Annotated in this window: 11 protein-coding genes; 8 read left to right on the forward strand and 3 right to left on the reverse strand. The window is 68.0% G+C overall.

Going from position 1 to position 15,454, the window contains the following annotated elements; genetic code table 11:
* The first annotated feature begins 62 nt into the window (after window positions 1-62).
* On the forward strand, window positions 63-416 hold the full coding sequence (locus AC1RMY_RS13925; RefSeq protein ID WP_492865358.1) for a MarR family winged helix-turn-helix transcriptional regulator: 354 nt from the start codon (window positions 63-65) through the stop codon (window positions 414-416).
* A gap of 77 nt (window positions 417-493) precedes the next feature.
* Window positions 494-1,366: a C40 family peptidase gene (locus AC1RMY_RS13930; RefSeq protein ID WP_492865360.1), complete on the forward strand. Its 873-nt coding sequence runs from the start codon at window positions 494-496 to the stop codon at window positions 1,364-1,366.
* On the opposite strand, the gene mutS is transcribed toward AC1RMY_RS13930, so the two are convergent.
* Window positions 1,363-4,107 carry a DNA mismatch repair protein MutS gene (mutS, locus tag AC1RMY_RS13935; RefSeq protein ID WP_492865362.1) on the reverse strand — a complete coding sequence of 915 codons (2,745 nt, stop codon included), beginning with the start codon at window positions 4,105-4,107 and terminating at the stop codon, window positions 1,363-1,365. The two genes, AC1RMY_RS13930 and mutS, sit on opposite strands and share 4 nt — an antisense overlap.
* Before the next feature lie 152 nt (window positions 4,108-4,259).
* Between mutS and AC1RMY_RS13940 the strand changes: the two genes are divergently transcribed.
* From AC1RMY_RS13940 to AC1RMY_RS13950, 3 genes are all read left to right on the forward strand, one after another.
* The gene (locus AC1RMY_RS13940) at window positions 4,260-6,131 is read left to right on the forward strand and encodes a methyl-accepting chemotaxis protein (RefSeq protein WP_492865364.1); all 1,872 of its coding nucleotides are present in this window, start codon (window positions 4,260-4,262) and stop codon (window positions 6,129-6,131) included.
* Window positions 6,132-6,217: 86 nt separating this feature from the next.
* Complete coding sequence (locus AC1RMY_RS13945) at window positions 6,218-8,050, forward strand: methyl-accepting chemotaxis protein (protein WP_492865366.1); 1,833 nt, start codon at window positions 6,218-6,220, stop codon at window positions 8,048-8,050.
* A gap of 133 nt (window positions 8,051-8,183) precedes the next feature.
* Window positions 8,184-10,469, forward strand: coding sequence for an NADP-dependent malic enzyme (locus AC1RMY_RS13950; protein ID WP_492865368.1), 2,286 nt, complete (start codon window positions 8,184-8,186; stop codon window positions 10,467-10,469).
* 101 nt (window positions 10,470-10,570) lie between these two features.
* Here the strand turns inward: AC1RMY_RS13950 and AC1RMY_RS13955 are convergent, their stop codons facing one another.
* The gene (locus AC1RMY_RS13955) at window positions 10,571-10,873 is read right to left on the reverse strand and encodes a plasmid stabilization protein (protein WP_492865370.1); all 303 of its coding nucleotides are present in this window, start codon (window positions 10,871-10,873) and stop codon (window positions 10,571-10,573) included.
* Window positions 10,874-11,010: 137 nt separating this feature from the next.
* Here AC1RMY_RS13955 and AC1RMY_RS13960 point away from each other — a divergent pair, with 137 nt between their 5' ends.
* The 3 genes from AC1RMY_RS13960 (at window position 11,011) to AC1RMY_RS13970 (ending at window position 14,579) form a co-directional block, all read left to right on the forward strand.
* Window positions 11,011-12,822, forward strand: coding sequence for an ABC transporter ATP-binding protein/permease (locus tag AC1RMY_RS13960; protein WP_492865372.1), 1,812 nt, complete (start codon window positions 11,011-11,013; stop codon window positions 12,820-12,822).
* A 28-nt stretch (window positions 12,823-12,850) separates the two neighbouring features.
* A complete protein-coding gene (locus tag AC1RMY_RS13965) occupies window positions 12,851-13,426 on the forward strand; it encodes a hypothetical protein (RefSeq protein WP_210203908.1) in 576 nt (191 codons plus the stop codon).
* 205 nt (window positions 13,427-13,631) lie between these two features.
* Window positions 13,632-14,579 (forward strand): lysylphosphatidylglycerol synthase domain-containing protein, encoded by a 948-nt coding sequence (locus tag AC1RMY_RS13970; protein ID WP_492865374.1) that lies wholly within the window; start codon window positions 13,632-13,634, stop codon window positions 14,577-14,579.
* Between the two features lie 61 nt (window positions 14,580-14,640).
* On the opposite strand, the gene AC1RMY_RS13975 is transcribed toward AC1RMY_RS13970, so the two are convergent.
* On the reverse strand, window positions 14,641-15,366 hold the full coding sequence (locus AC1RMY_RS13975; protein WP_492865376.1) for a hypothetical protein: 726 nt from the start codon (window positions 15,364-15,366) through the stop codon (window positions 14,641-14,643).
* Window positions 15,367-15,454 lie beyond the last annotated feature (88 nt).

The raw sequence follows: 15,454 nt of genomic DNA on the forward strand, positions 1-15,454 counted from the left end.
TTGCACCTTCGCGCCTGCGGGATAATGATCCGGACCCGTAACGATCGGGACCGTGCGCGTTCATGCCCTTGGAGATCAGGCCTTCTCAGGCGCTCAGGCTCTGGCGCCAGGTGCATCTCGATCTCGTGCGCGACGGGCAGGCGGATCTCTCGGCGCGGCAGACGGCGATCCTGCTGACGATCTATCTGGAGCTGCCGCCGCATACGGTGCGCGGTCTGGCGGCCCAGCTCGGCGTGACCAAGCCGGTCATCACCCGCGCCCTCGACACCATGGGCAAGCTCGGCCTCGTCACCCGCAAGCGCGACGAGTTCGACCGCCGCAACGTCGTGATCCAGCGCACCGTCGCTGGCGCGCTCGCGGTCGAGCGGCTGGCCGATCTGGTCGTCGAGCATGCCCGCGAGATCGGCGGCGGTTGACTGGTTCAGCGGATGACGCGGGCTTGGCGTCGCGGCTATGGTCGGAGCGTTTCTTCGACGCCATTGATACAGGATCGATGACCACGATGCTCGACCGCCGAATCACGCCCGCTCGCCCGGATCTCGCCGCCCGCCATCTGGAGGGGCAGGTCGAGGCGCGGACCTTCGTCGATCCCGTCCGGATGCGCGTCGCCGCGCCCTCCGCACCGCTGCGCCGGGAGCCTCGTCCTGATGCAGCTCTCGATACGGAGGCGCTCTGCGGTGAACGTGTCGACGTCTATGAGAGCTTCGAGGGCTGGGCCTGGGTCCAGCTTCGGTCGGATGGCTATGTCGGCTATCTGCCTGACGATGCGCTGCGTGGCGATGCGCTCGCACCGACCCATCATGTCAGCGCGCTCAGGACCTTCGTCTATCCGGGCCCCTCGATGAAGCTGCCGCCGCTGGCGGCGCTTTCGCTCGGCGCAGGCGTCACCGTTTCCGGCGAAAGCGGCGATTTCGTCGTGCTCTCGGAATTCGGCCGGTTCGCAAGCGGCTATGTCTTCGCCGGTCACGTCGCGGCGCTGGATGCGCCCGCGACCGATTTCGTCGCCGTCGCCGAGCGCTTCCTCAACGTGCCCTATCTCTGGGGCGGCAAGACCAGCCTCGGCCTCGACTGCTCGGGCCTGACGCAACTGGCCCTCGCAGCCGCTGGCATCGCCTCGCCGCGCGACTCCGACATGCTGGAAGCAAGCATCGGCTCCCCCGTGGCTTTCGACGACAGCCTGCAGGGGCTGCGGCGTGGCGATCTCGTCTTCTGGAAGGGTCATGTCGGCATCCTGACCGACCCCGACACCCTGCTTCACGCCACCGCCTATTCGATGACCGTGATGAGCGAGCCGCTGCGCACCGCCCGCGACCGCATCCTGGCGAAAAGCTTCGGCGCGATCACGAGTATTCGCCGGCTGGCCTAAGCGAGCCCCTTCAGCCGATACAGCGCCTCCAGCGCCTGCCGTGGCGTCATCTCGTCGAGGTCGAGATCGTCCAGCGCCAGCCGCAGCGGGTCTTCGGCTGGTTGGGCCGGGGTTGGCGCGACGCGCCGTTGCGGCACGGCGAAGAGCGGCAGGTCGTCGACCAGCGAAGCGACCGGCTTCTCGCGCTCGCTCTTTTCCAGCTCGCCGAGGATGGTGCGGGCGCGTTCGACCACCGCCGGCGGCAGGCCGGCGAGCTTGGCGACCTGGATGCCGTAGGAGCGGTCGGCCGCGCCCGGCACGACCTCGTGCAGGAAGACGACCTCGCCATTCCATTCGGTGACGCGCACGGTCGCGTTGGTCACGCGGTCGAGCCGGTCTCCCAGCGCGGTCAGCTCGTGATAATGCGTGGCGAACAGGCCGCGGCAGCGATTGATCTCGTGCAGATGCTCGATCGCGGCCCAGGCGATCGAGAGCCCGTCGAAGGTCGCCGTGCCGCGTCCGATCTCGTCGAGGATGACGAGCGCGCGAGGGCCGGCCTGGTTCAGGATCGCGGCCGTCTCGACCATCTCGACCATGAAGGTCGAGCGTCCGCGGGCGAGATCGTCGGCGGCGCCGACGCGCGAGAACAGCCGGTCGACGATGCCGATATGGGCGCTCGCTGCCGGCACGAAGGCACCCATCTGGGCCAACACCGCAATCAGTGCGTTCTGGCGCAGGAAGGTCGATTTACCCGCCATATTGGGACCGGTGATCAGGCAGATGCGGCCCCCCTTCGCATCGAGCCCCGGCGGCGACAGTTCGGTTTCATTGGCGACGAAGGGTTTGCCGTCGCGCTTCAGCGCTGCCTCGACCACGGCATGGCGACCGGCACGGATGGTGAAGGCCTCGCTGGCGTCGATCAGCGGCCGGTTCCAGCCCTCGCGCGCCGCGAGTTCGGCAAGCCCGGCCGCGACATCGATCTCGGCGAGCGCGGCCGCCGCCCGCTTGATCGGCTCGGCATGGGCGAGAACGCTCTCGGCGAGCGCGGCGAATATCCCCAGTTCGAGTCTGAGCGCGCGGTCGGCCGCCGAGGCGATCTTGGCCTCCAGGCCGCCGAGCTCGACCGACGAGAAGCGCATCGCATCCGACATGGTCTGGCGGTGCACGAAGGTCGCCCGCCAGGGCTCTTTCAGGAAATCTTCGCCGGTGGCCTGCGGCACCTCGACGAAATAGCCGAGCATCGAGTTGTGCTTGATCCGCAGCGTGCGGCAGCCGGTCTCGGCCGCATAGCGCGCCTGCAGTTGCGCGATCACCTTGCGCGAGTCGATCTGCAGCAGGCGCAGTTCGTCGAGATCCGGATCATGTCCCTCGCGCACGAAGCGCCCGTCGCGGCGGTTCAGCGGCAGTTCGTCGGCGAGCGTCGCCTCGAGCCGTGCCGGCAGGTCCGGGTCGATCTCGGAGAGGGCGCGCGAAGCCTTCGACAACTCGGCCGGCAGGGCAGATCGGCCGAGCAGCATGCCGACGATGGCGCGGGCAGCGCTCAGTCCTGAGCCAAGCGCGGCGAGATCGCGCGGTCCGCCGCGGTCGAGCGAGAGCCTCGCCAGCGCACGGGCGATGTCGGGAACCTTGGCGAGCGCGGCCTGCAGGTCCTCGCGCAGCGTGCCGTCGACGACGAGCGCCTCGACGGCGTCGTGGCGCTCGGCGATGGCGGCCGGGTCGGTGAGTGGGCCGGCCAGGCGCTCGGCGAGCAGGCGTGCGCCACCTGGGGTCACCGTACGGTCGATCGCGGCCAACAGGCTGCCGCTGCGCTCGCCTGCGAGCGTCCGTGTCAATTCGAGATTGGCCCGCGTCGCGGCGTCGATCAGCATCGTGTCGGAGCCAGTGTCCCGCACCGGCGGCGAGAGCGGCGGACGGGCGCCGAACTGCGTGCGCTCGACATAGGCCAGCGCCGCGCCGGCCGCAGCCACCTCGGCCCGGCTGAAGCTTCCGAAGGCGTCGAGCGTCGCAACGCCGAAGAAGTCCTTCAGCCGGCGCTCGGCGGAGGCCGCATCGAGCCCGTCGCGCGCCAGCGGCGTCACCGGCACGCCGATCTCGCGCCAGAATTCCTTCAGCTCCGGATCGTCATGGATCGCGTCCGGGCAGACGATCTCGCGCGGCTCCAGCCGGGCGAATTCGATGGCGAGCCGTTCCTGCGGCGCCTCCATCACGCTGAAGCGCCCGGTCGAGATGTCGATCGCGGCGATGCCGTAGAGCGCGCTCGCGTCGCCGAGCTTGCGCCTGGACACCGCGACGAGCAGGCTGGCGCGCCCGGGCTCGAGAAGGCGTTCCTCGGTGATGGTGCCGGGCGTGACGAGGCGCACCACGTCGCGCCGCACCACCGATTTGGGGCCGCGCTTCTTGGCTTCGGCCGGGTCCTCGACCTGCTCGCAGACGGCGACGCGGTGTCCCGCCGCGATCAGCCTCTGCAGATAGTCGTCGGCGCGCTCAACCGGGACGCCACACATCGGGATGTCGTCGCCCTGATGCTTGCCGCGCTTGGTCAGCACGATCCCGAGCGTGCGCGAGGCGATCTCGGCATCGCTGAAGAAAAGCTCGTAGAAATCGCCCATCCGGTAGAACAGCAGGCAATCGGGATTGGCGGCTTTGATCTCGACATATTGCGCCATCATCGGCGTAACGCGGCTGGCCTCCTCCCTGGCGGGCGCGAAGGGTGCGGCGGGCGGATCGACCCGATCGTGAAGCGGTGGATGGGCGCGGTGCATGGTGCGCGGACGCTAGCGTTTCGCCCCCCGCTTGGAAACCGCGCAGCCCGCCCGGCACCCGTTTCGCCTGAATATTGATGTGGACGTGGCTAGGAGCAGCGACACAACGCCAAGGTTCAGCATTCGTTAGCTGCAACCGGCGTAAATGTTGGATGGATGCCGTCCTCAGCCGCAGCGGGCAAGCCCATATGCTACTGGAACTGACCAGGGGTCTTGGTTACCTCATCGTCGCCGCCGTGCTAGTGCCGGTTGTGACGCAGCGGCTCGGCGAACTTCACCGGCTACGGCAGGCCGTGGTCGGCATCATCCTGACGGCCGGCGGCTGCGCCAGCATGCTCGATCCGATCACGGTTCAACCCGGCATCCTGCTCGATTTCCGCAACATCGCTGCGGTTTTGTCCGGCGCGCTCGGCGGCCCGATCGCGGCGGGCATCTCGGCTGTGGGCCTGTCGCTCCTGCGGCTCCATCTCGGTGGAGAGGGCGCCCAGGCGGGCATCATCGGCCTCGTATTGTGCTCGATCATCGGCATGGCGTACGCCCTCTGGCTTCGGCGCGCACAGCGCAACATGTCCGTGGGCGGGCTGATCGGCCTCAGCCTCGTCGCTGCGTGGATGCCCGTCGCGATGATTGTGGCGCATGTCTCGTTCCCGCGCGCCTGGGGGCTGATCGTAACCATCTCCGGGCCCGAGGCCACGACGGTGAACGTGCTCGGCGCCATTCTGATCGGCTACATCATCAGAAGCGACCAGCAACGGGTCGAGGCCCTGCTGCGGCTCGAAGCCTGCACCGCCAATATGCCCGGCGTGCTCTACCAGAAAATTCTGAGACCGGACGGCTCGATCCAGCACAAGCTCGCCAACTCCAAGATCGAGGATTTTCTCCCCGTCACGCGCGAGGAGGTCGAGCGAGACCCGAACAGCTGGCTGCGATGGATGGTGCCGGAAGATCGGGAGTTCCTCGCGAAGGCCAATGCCCAGGCCGCGGCCGAGCGAACGCTGAAGCCCTGGCGTTTCGTGGGGCGCCACCGGCTTGACGACGGCCGGATGGTCTGGCTGAGGACCGACGCGGCGGCGCGCCGACTGGCTGATGGATCGATCTGCTGGGACGGGATCATGACCGATGTCACGGCGGAGCGAACGCTCGACCAACGGCGACAGGAGTTCGACGACGAACGCAAGGCGGCGCTGGCGAGCCTCGCCTCGCAGCTCGAGGTGACGGTCGGCAAGGCGCTTCAGGAAGTCGCATCCTCGGTGCGCGGCATGTACGAGGCGGCCAACGAGATGGTGGGCAGCGCCAACAATACGGCGCTGCGTGCCGGCGAAGTCACGCGCGAGGCAGATGTCGCATCGCGGCGCGTCAGCAGCGTCGCGGTCGCGGCCGAGGAGATCGAGGCCTCGATTCGCGAATTGACCCGCCAGACCGCCCATGCCGACCAGACCGTGCGCGACGCGGCAAGCTATGTCCGCTCCACCCGTCGCGACGTCGCCGGTCTCGGAGAAGCCGCCGACAAGGTCAGCTCCGTGCTCGACTTCATCGAGGATATCGCCTCGCGCACCAATCTGCTCGCCCTCAATGCGACGATCGAAGCTGCGCGCGCCGGGGCGGCGGGGCGCGGCTTTGCGGTCGTGGCCGGCGAAGTCAAGAATCTGGCCGAGCAGACACAGAAGGCGACGCGCGACATCGCTGATACGCTGCAGGAAATTCGCGGCGCGGCGGCGACGGCCTCCGATGCCGTCGCCCATATCGAGGGCACGATGACCACGATCGAGCGGACATCGGGCGCGATCGCTGACGTCGTCAGCAGGCAGGCCGACATCGCCTCGACGATCACGACCGACGCCCAGGCCGTCGCCGGCAGCGCGAGCGCCGTCACGGCCAGCGTCGGCTCGGTCGCCAACGAGGTCTCGGTCACCGGCGGCGCGGCAGAACGCGTCCTCGGCGTCGCCCGCAAGGTCGACGAGCAGACCGCTTCGCTCGACCGCTATGTCGGAGAGTTCGTGGGCAGTCTGCGCAGCCGTCTCTAGCCCTTGGCGCTGGAAACGAAGCCCGCGTTAGGAAGGCGTTCAGCAATCGCCGCCATGGTTGTCCGATCGTTAACCGAGACGGCTTGATGCTGCTGTTCGTCACCCTCATCGAGAGCCTGTCATTCATTCTGCTGGCAGCGCTGGCGGTGATGGTGGTGACGCCGCCGCTCGAGCGCTATCCGATGGCGCGCCAGTTCTCGACGGGTTTGCTGTTCGCCGGTGCGGGCCTGCTCAGCATGGCCCACCCCTTCGTGCTGCAGCCGGGCGTCGTCGTCAGTTCCCGCAACATCGCAGCGCTGCTGGCTGGCACGTTCGGCGGGCCGCTGGCCGGCACGCTGGTCGCCGGAGTGCTGTCGTTCTATCGCTACCTCGAAGGCGGCGGCGGCACGCTCCCCGGCATCGTCGGGATCGTGCTCAGCATGCTCGCGGGGCTCGCGATGCATTGGCACGTCCAGGCGCGTCGCCGCCCGCTCGCCCGGAGCGACGTCGTCGTGCTGGCCCTGGCCAGCGGCGTGGTGCTGCTTCCCCCGATTCTGCTGCTGCCGAACCGGGAGGTGATGTGGACCGTTCTCGCACAGGCCTTCCCGCCCGTTCTCGTCATCAACGTCATTGGCACGGCGCTGGCGGCGCTGTTGATCATCATCGACGCCGAACGGCGTGAAACGGGCTATCGCTTCAAGGCACTGGCGCAGCGCGTTCCAGGCACGCTCTATCAGCGCATCCTGAGCCCCGAGGGCGCGGTCAGCTATCGCTTCGCCTCCTTCGGCCTCGGCGATCTGCTCGGGATCAGGCAGGAGGATGTCGAGCGGGACGCTCGCGTCTGGATCGACAAGATGATCCCTGAGGATCGCGCCCGTTTCGAGGAAGCCTGCCGGACGGGCTTCGACGAGAAGGACAATTGGCGCCTCTATCTGCGCTATCACGGGCGAGACGGCGGCATCGTTGCCATGCGCAGCGAGGCCACGCTGCGACGCCTGCCCGATGGCACGCGGATCTGGGACGGTATCCTGTTCGACGTCACCGACGAGCGCACGCTCGAAACCCGCCGCGAGGAACTCGAGGAGGCGCGCCGGAGCCAACTCGACGAACTCGCAGGCCAACTCGAGGTCACTGTCGGCAAGGCGCTGCAGGATGTCGGGCAATCGGTCCGCAGCATGCACGAGGCGGCCGGCGCCATGGCGCGGAGCGCCGACAACACCACCCAGCGGGCCGTCGCGGCGGCGCGCGAGGCCGAGAGTGCGTCCAGCCGCATCGGCAGCGTCGCTGTCGCGGCCGAGGAGATCGAGGCCTCGATCCGCGAGCTCACGCGCCAGACCGAGCATGCCGATCTGGCAGCCCATGATGCTGCGAGCTATGTCCGCGAAACGCAGCGCGATGTCGCGGGCCTGAACGCCGCCGCCGACAAGGCGAGCGCGGTCCTCGACTTCATCGAGGACATCGCGGCCCGCACCAACCTGCTTGCGCTCAACGCCACGATCGAGGCCGCCCGCGCCGGAGCGGCCGGTCGCGGCTTCGCCGTCGTCGCCGGCGAGGTCAAGAACCTCGCCGAGCAGACCCAGAAGGCGACGCGCGACATCGCCGATACGCTGCAGGAGATTCGCGCGGCGGCGGCAACGGCTTCGGGTGCGGTGGCGTTCATGGACAAGACCATGACCGATATCGAGCAGACCTCCGGCGCTCTGGCGCGCGTCGTGAACCGGCAGGCGGACATTGTCTCCTCCATCGCGGCCGATGCCCAGGCCGTCGCCGGCAGTGCGGTTCTCGTCACGAGCAATGTCGGCTCCGTCGGCGACGAGGCTCGCGTGACCGGCGATGCAGCGCGTCTCGTCGTCGAATCGGCACGCGCCGTAGAGGAGCGCACCGGCGCGCTCGACCAATATGTCGGCGATTTCGTCGCCAGCGTGCGCCGACGCCTCTGATCAGCCGTCCATCCAGCGGGTCGATCTGTAGCCCAGCGGCATAAGCGTTCGTCGCCAGCGCGGCTTGTGGGCGCGCTGGCGCTTGCCTATGGTCCGCGTCCCCCAGGAAACGCTCACAAAAAAGAACACTGCCATGACCGACCAGCCGCCGATCAAGCGCACCCGTCCGACCTTCACCGACCAGGAAGCCCTGCTGTTCCATTCGGAAGGACGCCCGGGCAAGCTCGAGATCGTGCCGACCAAGCCGATGGCGACGCAGCGCGACCTCTCGCTCGCCTATTCGCCGGGCGTCGCCGTGCCGGTCCTGGCGATCGCGGAAGACCCGTCCAAAGCCTATGATTACACCACGCGCTCGAATCTTGTCGCGGTCATCAGCAACGGCACGGCGATCCTCGGCCTTGGCAATCTCGGCGCGCTCGCCTCCAAGCCCGTGATGGAAGGCAAGTCGGTCCTGTTCAAGCGCTTCGCCGATGTCGATTCGATCGATCTCGAGGTCGATACGGAGGACGCGGACAAGTTCATCGACGCGGTGCGCTATCTCGGTCCGTCCTTCGGCGGAATCAATCTCGAAGACATCAAGGCACCGGAGTGCTTCATCATCGAGCAGCGGCTGCGCGAGCTGATGGATATCCCCGTCTTCCATGACGACCAGCACGGCACCGCCATCATCGCCGCCGCCGGCCTGATCAACGCGCTCGACCTGACCGGCCGCGACATCGCGACCACTCGCCTCGTCATCAACGGGGCAGGCGCCGCCGCGATCGCCAGCATCGAGCTGCTCAAGGCGATGGGCTTCAAACCCGACAACGTCATCCTCTGCGACACCAAGGGCGTGATCTATCAAGGCCGCACCGAAGGCATGAACCAGTGGAAATCAGCCCATGCGGCCGTGACCGACCGGCGCACGCTGGCGCAGGCACTCGAAGGCGCCGACGCTTTCTTCGGCCTGTCGCAGAAGGGCGCGGTCACGCCGGAGATGGTCGCCGCGATGGCGCCGAACCCGATCATCTTCGCGATGGCCAACCCCGATCCAGAGATCACGCCCGAAGAGGTCCATGCCGTTCGCGACGACGCGATCATGGCGACCGGCCGCTCCGACTATCCGAACCAGGTCAACAATGTCCTCGGATTCCCCTTCATCTTCCGCGGCGCGCTCGATGTCCGCGCCAAGACGATCAACATGGAGATGAAGATCGCCGCCGCCGAGGCGCTGGCCTCGCTCGCGCGCGAGGACGTGCCCGACGAGGTCGCGGCCGCCTATCAGGGCTCGCGCCCGCGCTACGGCAAGGACTACATCATCCCGGTGCCGTTCGACCCGCGCCTGATCCATGTCGTGCCGGCGGCGGTCGCCAAGGCGGCGATGGAAACGGGCGTCGCCGGCAAGCCGATCGTCGATATGAACGCCTACAAGGCGCAGCTTTCGGCACGGCGCGATCCCGTCGCCGGCACGCTCAACCGCATCTTCGAGCGCGTGCGGCGTTACCCCAAGCGTGTCGTCTTCGCCGAGGGCGAGGAGGAGCAGGTCATCCGCGCCGCCGTTTCCTTCGTCAATCAGGGCCTCGGCCACGCCATCCTCGTCGGTCGCGAGGAGCGCATCTATGAGACCGCGACCTTTCTCGGCGTCGATCTCGAGACGAAGGGCATCTCGGTCCAGAATGCGCGCCTGTCGAAGCGCAACACGGCCTATGCGCAGTATCTCTACGAACGCCTGCAGCGACAGGGCTATCTCTTCCGCGACTGCCAGCGCCTGATCAACCAGGACCGCAACCATTTCGCCGCGGCCATGGTCGCGCTCGGCGACGCCGATGCGATGGTCACGGGCGTGACCCGCAACTACTCCATCGCGCTGGAGGAGGTCCGCCGCGTCATCGACGAGAAGCCGGGTCACCGTGTCATCGGCGTCTCGATCGTGCTCTCGCGCGACCGGACCGTGCTGGTCGCAGACACCGCGATCACCGAGATGCCGACGGCGCGCGAACTTTCGGAGATCGCCATCGAGGCCGCCGGCGTGGCGCGGCGCCTGGGCTACGAGCCGAAGGTCGCGATGCTGGCCTTCTCGACCTTCGGTCATCCGGCCGGCGAACGCTCGGAAAAGGTGCGCGAGGCGGTCAAGCTGCTCGACGGGCAGCGCGTCGACTTCGAGTATGACGGCGAGATGGCGGCTGATGTCGCGCTCAATCGCGATTTGATGACGCAGTATCCGTTCTGCCGCCTCGGCGGACCGGCCAATGTCCTGGTCATGCCGGCGTTCCACTCGGCCTCGATCTCGACCAAGATGCTGCAGGAACTCGGCGGCTCCACCGTGATCGGTCCGTTGATCGTCGGACTCGACAAGCCGGTACAGATCGTGCCGCTCGGTGCCAAGGATTCAGACATTGTCAACATGGCGGCGCTCGCGGCGTTCAATATCGGCGGGTGAGCGACGCCGTCATTGCGAGCGCAGCGAAGCAATCCAGAAGGTTTCGCTCGACGGTTGCTGGATCGCTTCGTCGCTGACGCTCCTTGCAATGACGACGAGGCTCACGAAGCCTTTTTCTTGCGCGTCTCGGCCGCCTTCTTGGCCGAGGCGGATCGTTCCGCCGCGGGTCGCGCGGCGGCGGCCTTGCCGCCGAGCTTCCCGCCGCGCTTCGTCGAAACCTTGGTGTCGGGCTTGCCCCGGCCGGAGCCGGACTTGTTGCCGCCGCCGCTCTCCTTGTTGACGGTGGCCCAGGCGCGCCGTTCGGCTTCCTCCTGGGGGATGCCGCGCTCCTCGTAACTGCCCTCGATATGCTCGGCCTTGCGCTTCTGCTTGTTGGTATAGGCCGACTTGTCGCCGCGTGACATGATCGCCTCCTGGCTTGATCCTCCCTGGGGGGAACGCGGGCAGCGTGGGCGCTGTTCCCGTTCATTTCGAGTTCATTCGGCACCAGCCAGCCTGTCCCGAACGCCGGAAAACCGGCAGAGGGGGATGATCGGGAACCGTGCAGGCGCGCAGCGAGACGCCGGGCGTGACGATGGCCGTGCCGAGCGACCGGCAGGTCGCGCTGCGCTTCGCGCAGCTGACGGGCGGCTTCTGGCGCGGCCGGGGTGCCGGGCGCGCCTGGTTCTGGTCGCTCCTGCTCGCCTCCGCGATCATTCTCTCCGTCTTCGCCAACGTCACCGTCAACCGCTGGAACGGCTGGTTCTTCGACGCGCTGGAGAAGCGCGACAGCGAGAGCGCACTGATCGCGATGGCGGTCTTTCCGGTGCTGGTGCTGGTCGTCGCCGGGCTCGGCGTCGTCATCCTGGTTTCGCGCGAGACCTTCCAGGTGCATTGGCGCCAGTGGGTCACGGCAAAGCTGGCCGATAGCTGGATCGGCCAGCGTCGCTTCTTCCGGCTCAGCCTCTCCGGCTACGAGCCTGCCAATCCCGAATACCGCATCGCCGACGATGTCCGCTGGGCGACCGAGCCTGTGGTCGATTTCGCCATCGGCCTGCTCTCGGCCGTCATCACCATCATCACCTTCATCGAGATCCTCTGGGAGATCGGCGGCGCGCTGACCTTGCGGATCGGCGGCGCGCCTGTCGTCATCCCGGCCTATCTCGTGCTGGCGGCGATCGTCTATGCTGTGCTGGTCTCGGCGCTCGTCACCTTCGTCGGCCGTCGGCTGCCGAGCCTGATCGCCGCGCGCAACGAGGGCGAGGCGCGACTGCGCTTCTCGCTGATGCGCATCCGCGACCATGGCGAGACGATCGCGCTTTCGCGCACGGAGGCCGGTGAACGCCGCGCGGTGGCGCGGACCTATGACAGCCTGGTCGGGCGCTGGCTCGCGATGATCCGCCAGCGCGGCCGCCTCACCTGGATCACCAATGGCAGCGGCGCGTTGGTGCCGGTGGTGCCCCTCCTGCTGGCCGCGCCGAAATACCTGTCGGGCGAGATGTCGCTCGGTGGCGTCGTCCAGGTTGCGGCGGCCTTCGTCGCCGTCCAGAACGCCTTCAACTGGGTGCTCGACAACTTCATGCGGATCGCTGAATGGCTGGCCGCTGCGCGGCGCGTTAACGAGCTGGCCGATGCGCTGGAGCGCGTCGATAGCGAGCCGCCGGGCGAGCATCTGGCGATTTCTCCGAGCCCTGACGGCCTGTTGCGGCTCGACGAGGTTACCTTGATCGACCGCGACGGGCGCACGCTGGTCGCCGACATCTCCTGCTCGGTGCCATCAGGCGCGACACTCCACGTCTCCGGCGAACTCGGCCTCGGCAAGGCTGCGCTGATCCAGGCGGTCGCCGGTCTCTGGCCCTGGGGGCGTGGTGCGATCGCCGTGCCGTCGGGCGCCTTCGTGACGGCCGTGCCGCAGAAGCTGCATCTGTCGGAGGGAACGCTGCGTGCGGTTCTGGAGACCGGCGCTGCCGTGCCCGAGGAGCGATTGGAGAGCGCGCTGCGCCGCTATGGCTTGTGGAGCCTCGCGCCTTTGCTCGACGAGAACCGCGATTGGGACAAGGAACTGGCGACCAGCGACCGCCAGCGCCTCGCTCTGGCCCGCGCCGAGCTAGAAAAGCCCGACATCATTCTGCTTGACGAGGCGACCAGTGCCTTCGACACCGACGCCGCACTCGAACTGCTGACCGAACTGCGCGCGGCGCGGCCGGACGCGATCGTCATCGCCTTCGGGCAGGGCGCGGGTTTCGCGGAGGCCGCGACGCACCGGCTGCTGCTGAAGCGCGCCGGCGGCGTGGTGCGAATGGTTCGCCCGGCCGCACCGGAACCTTCTCTCGCGCCGGCGGCGCTGCCGGCGCAGGCCGGACCCGCTGAATGATCATCCGCTTTTCCAGGAGTCCACGACCATGACCGCCGCGACGATGAACATCTGGGACGTCTATTGGGGCTTGCGCGTCGAGCAATGCCCCTGCGACGTGCATTTCGTCGAATGGCTCGAGGAGGAGGGCCTGACGGGCAAGCGCATCTACCATTTCGGCACCGGCGGCCACCACTATGTCGGCATCCGCTGCGCCGAGCCCGAGCTCGACTGCACCGTGCTCGGCATCACCGCCTCGCCGAAGGAATACGACGCCTTCGTCAAGCTCGCGACCGGCAATCCGACGATCACCAAGACCTACAGCGCCTATTTCGGCGACATCTACACCAGCAATGCCAAGCTTCTGCCGCGCTTCGACATCGTCACGCTGTTCCACGCCTGCGAGTTCCGGACGGAGGCGAACGACGCCTATGGCGCGCTGACCGATCGCGAGGTGATCGATCTCTTCACGGCCCAGACCGATGTCGGCGGCTACCTGCTGTTCTATACCGGCTCCTTCGCCTATGCGACGGCCGAGCCGATCATCGCCGACTGGGCGAAGACGGCGCAGGTCGACGAGGTCGCGAGCTTCAAGACCCTGCGCGTCTTCCGCAAGACCGGCTGATCGGAGGCGCTCCGGGCGCGCACCGCACCGGGCTCATGGCGCGTATTCGCCGCGCCATGCCGCCTTGTGCATTGGCCGGGAGGCGCTATGTCTGCGGCCGGGGCCGTCTCCGCGCCTCACGCCTGCAATCGGCGCCGCTGGCCTTACGCCTCCTGCGCGAAACCGACCATGAGAGCGTATGTCGTTCGGCCAGCCAGAGCCAGGAATGCCCGCGCGCAAGCGCAGCCGCTGGTGGTGGCTCGGGCCGCTCGCCAGCATCGTCATCTTCAGCGCCTCGCTGGTCGTCCTCTGGTTCATCGTCAAGGAGATCGAGCCGGGCGAGCTTGCCGGCGCCTTCGCCAATGCCAGCCTGCGCCAGCTCGGCCTCGCCTGCGGCTTCACCGCCCTGAGCTATCTGCTGCTCACCGGCTATGACGCGCTGGCGCTGAGACGGCTCGGCCTGTCGATCCCCTACCGGACGACGGCGCTGGCCTCCTTCACCAGCTATTCGGTGTCCTTCACGCTCGGCTTTCCGATCGTGACCGGCGGCACGGTGCGCTACTGGATCTATTCGCCCAAGGGCGTGCGCGCCTCCGAGGTCGCGAGCCTGACAGTCATCGCCGGGCTGACCTTCTGGCTCGGGCTCGGCGCGATCCTCTGCGCCAGCCTGTTCTACGCCACGCAATCCGTGGCGATGCTGGCGCGCACCTCGCCGCTGGTGGTGCAGGCGGTCGGCGCGGGCGTCGCCATCGGCACGCTCGGCTATCTCGGCTGGATCGCGAGCGGCGAGCGCACCATCCGCGTGCGCGGCTGGAACCTGCCGCTGCCGGGGCTCGCCATCACGCTCGGCCAGATGTTCCTCGGCGCGGCCGAGGTCTGCGCGGCCGCCGCCGTGCTCTTCGTGCTGCTGCCGGGCGGGCACAACATCGACTATCCGAGCTTCCTGGCGGTCTATGTCTTCGCCTGCCTCGTCGGCATCGCCAGCCATGCGCCGGGCGGCCTCGGCGTCTTCGAAGCGACGATGCTGGTCGCGCTCAGCCGGCTGCCCTTCGAGCATGTGCTCGGTGCGCTCCTGATCTTCCGGATCATCTATTACATCCTGCCCTTCATCCTGGCGCTGGTGTTGCTGGCGCTGAACGAGATGATCCGGCGCATCAGGCGCCACGATATCTGAGCGCCAACCGCCGCGGACCTGCAAACAAGCTGCCGCAGGCCTGCAAAAGAGCCGTCGCGGCTTACTTCAGAGCCACGACGATCAGCAGGAACATCAGGACCAGCGCGATCTGCTTGAGGCTCCAGTTGATCCGCGCGAGTTGGTCGGCGGTCGCCTCCGGTGGCTCTTCTCCGGCGGCGGGCTCGGCTGCGTCGGGTGCGGGCAGGTGGGCTGTCGCGCGTTGCCAGTCCAGGGTCTCGACCAGTCCGCGGGCCGTCGTGCTCCGCCGTCCGTCGGCCTCCAGGCCAAGATGCCAGGCGACGGGCAGGTCCGGCAGGGCCTCGCGCTGGCTTTCGCGCACCCACAGGCTGGTCGTGGCGGAGAGCGAGAGCACTTGCGCGGCGCCGGACAGGATATCCTGCTTCAAGGCCTCAAACGCGACGGCGGGTGCGAGCATCTCGGCGCGGAAGCCGCCGGCTTCGCCTTCGTTCTCGTCGAAGCCGAGAACCAGCAGGATGCGCCCGTCCTCGCCTGTGGAAAGGGGCCGGATGGTCAGCGCGATCTCGCTGGCTTCGCCTGCCATCCCGGCCCGGTGGAGGCTGTCGCCGACCAGCGTTGCCCGCCCGAGGATGCGCGTCGCCTCGTCGAGGCGTCCGTCGCGGCTGGAAAAACCGCGGGCGAGGTCGAGGTCGGCGACGGTCAGGCGCAGATGCCGGCCGAGGCCCTGCACGAACCGCTCCGAAACGCCCTCGATGGTCATCAGGCCCTGGCTTATGGCGACCTGCCGCATCGCGCCTGTTTCGACCATCGAATCCCCGCCCCGTTCCCGCTCGGTACGATAGCAGGTCGCCCCCGCCAGACGAAGCTGGCGCTCCGGACGTGCTGCGGCACCGTCA

The organism is Allobosea sp. GW822-FHT03F07, assembly GCF_058801345.1.

Bases quoted from the DNA above. Each gene is read 5' to 3' on its own strand.
- AC1RMY_RS13925 (WP_492865358.1), top strand. From the start codon at position 63: ATGCCCTTGGAGATCAGGCCTTCTCAGGCGCTCAGGCTCTGGCGCCAG.
- AC1RMY_RS13930 (WP_492865360.1), top strand. From the start codon at position 494: ATGACCACGATGCTCGACCGCCGAATCACGCCCGCTCGCCCGGATCTC.
- mutS (WP_492865362.1), bottom strand. From the start codon at position 4,107: ATGCACCGCGCCCATCCACCGCTTCACGATCGGGTCGATCCGCCCGCC.
- AC1RMY_RS13940 (WP_492865364.1), top strand. From the start codon at position 4,260: ATGGATGCCGTCCTCAGCCGCAGCGGGCAAGCCCATATGCTACTGGAA.
- AC1RMY_RS13945 (WP_492865366.1), top strand. From the start codon at position 6,218: ATGCTGCTGTTCGTCACCCTCATCGAGAGCCTGTCATTCATTCTGCTG.
- AC1RMY_RS13950 (WP_492865368.1), top strand. From the start codon at position 8,184: ATGACCGACCAGCCGCCGATCAAGCGCACCCGTCCGACCTTCACCGAC.
- AC1RMY_RS13955 (WP_492865370.1), bottom strand. From the start codon at position 10,873: ATGTCACGCGGCGACAAGTCGGCCTATACCAACAAGCAGAAGCGCAAG.
- AC1RMY_RS13965 (WP_210203908.1), top strand. From the start codon at position 12,851: ATGACCGCCGCGACGATGAACATCTGGGACGTCTATTGGGGCTTGCGC.
- AC1RMY_RS13970 (WP_492865374.1), top strand. From the start codon at position 13,632: ATGCCCGCGCGCAAGCGCAGCCGCTGGTGGTGGCTCGGGCCGCTCGCC.
- AC1RMY_RS13975 (WP_492865376.1), bottom strand. From the start codon at position 15,366: ATGGTCGAAACAGGCGCGATGCGGCAGGTCGCCATAAGCCAGGGCCTG.